Origin of the sequence: Flavobacterium sp. IB48, assembly GCF_016405855.1 — a bacterium.
In the GTDB taxonomy this organism is placed as follows: domain Bacteria; phylum Bacteroidota; class Bacteroidia; order Flavobacteriales; family Flavobacteriaceae; genus Flavobacterium; species Flavobacterium ginsengisoli.
Genome location: NZ_JAEFCA010000017.1, coordinates 1 through 1,723, shown reverse-complemented (window position 1 = coordinate 1,723; position 1,723 = coordinate 1). Strand labels below are relative to the sequence as shown.

Here is a 1,723-nt window from a genome sequence, read left to right as displayed (position 1 = left end):
TAATTTTGACAGGGAAAAAGATGGTTTATGGTGGAAGGACCGTAAATGGGTGGCTCATGCTAAAACTAAATATGATGACTTCATGCATACTTTGTTGGATGAAGAATACAGAAATCGTATCACGGGTTACACAGATGTAGATGCAAAAGCTCATATGTACGTCAACCATTATTCAATAAGTACAGGTATGATGTCTTCAATACCTGGATTAGGGGCAAAATATGGAAATGCATATAAAGACAGTGATGGCGATTATATAAGAGGAGAGAATAGTTATAAAATAACTTTTCCGGCAAATCCACCGGCAGGGCTTTTTTGGTCGTTTACTATTTATGATGCTGAAACGGCAGCTGGAGTAGATGCTAAAGATCAGGTATATTCATCTTTAAATTCAATGAATAATTTAGTTAAGAACAGTGATGGTTCTTTCACAATTTATATTGCTCCTGAAAAACCAAAAGGGAATGTAAACTGGATAAAAAGTGTTCCTAAAAGAGGCTGGTTTGCTTTGTTTAGATTCTATGGGCCAAAACAAGAGTTTTTTGACAGAAAATATAAAGTGGGAGATATCGAAAAAGTTAAATAAATAAAAATGTAACTATGAAAAAGTCAATAATTTTTACAACAGTTTTTACTCTGGTATTCACATTACAAAGCTGTAAGGACAAAAAAAGTACTGAAGCTGCAACAGAAACAACAGAAACAACAGAACCCGTGAAAGATTCTACAGTAAGTGTAACCAAAGATAATTTTGCCTATGCCATGACCGATATGGCCATGCAGAAGGAGTTTGAGCAAGGCGGTGATAATAAATTCAATCACCACAGAAAACCAATGCCGCTTGACGAACAGCCGGCACCTCTTATGAACCGCGATACCAATTATTCTTTTGCCATTCTGGACGGAAAAGGAGATGTGGCTATTACGCTTCCTAAAAATGACGGCCGTTATATGTCACTTCATATTATGAACCACGAACATATTACTTACAAAGTATATTATGGACCGGGAAGATATGTAATTCCGGCCTCTAAGACTACCGATTTCTTTTATGCCAATGTCAGAATACAGATAAACCCTAAAGATCCTGCTGATATTAAAAAAGTAAATGATTATCAGGATCAGCTTAAAATTGAATTCCTTAATGGTTATAAACCAAGGTCTTTTAAGGCAACCAACTGGAATATGAAGGAATTCGATGAGGTGCGTAAGGGTTATGTAGAAGCAGCTCAAAAAGAAGGGGTTCAGGGAACTATGGGAACAGAAGACAAACCTGTTTCTCTTGAGGCCAGAAACAGAGGTGTTGCAATTGCAACAGGACTTTTGCCTGATAAAGAGGCTATTTATTTAACTGCAAAACATGAAGCAGAAAAAGGCAAAAGCTATAAAGCAGTTTATAAAGTGCCTGAATTGCGTGACCCAAAACTTGGTTTTTATTCCATTACCGTTTATGGTGATGATCAGTACCTGAAAACCGACCAAGGATCAATTATAAGTAATAAAGATGTTAAACTGAATCCTGACGGTAAAACTTTTGACCTTTATTTTGTGCCTGAAGCAGAGTTTGGAAAAGGCAAACACGCCAACGAGGTCATTATACCAACTCAACCGTTCTGGACTTGTACAAGAGTATATATGCCTGGGGAATCTGTAACAAATGGCAGTTATAAATTACCAGTCCTGACTAAGATCTAAAAAATAGTTTAGTTCACCAATCTGATAC

General features: G+C 36.7%; 2 protein-coding genes. Both read left to right on the top strand.

Going from position 1 to position 1,723, the window contains the following annotated elements; translation table 11 throughout:
* The coding region (locus JC605_RS23515) for a DUF1214 domain-containing protein (RefSeq protein WP_198858515.1) at nucleotides 1-586 on the top strand (586 nt) is incomplete at its 5' end.
* 14 nt (nucleotides 587-600) lie between these two features.
* A complete protein-coding gene (locus JC605_RS23510) occupies nucleotides 601-1,695 on the top strand; it encodes a DUF1254 domain-containing protein (RefSeq protein WP_074664041.1) in 1,095 nt (364 codons plus the stop codon).
* Nucleotides 1,696-1,723 lie beyond the last annotated feature (28 nt).

Bases quoted from the DNA above. Each gene is read 5' to 3' on its own strand.
- JC605_RS23510 (WP_074664041.1), top strand. From the start codon at position 601: ATGAAAAAGTCAATAATTTTTACAACAGTTTTTACTCTGGTATTCACA.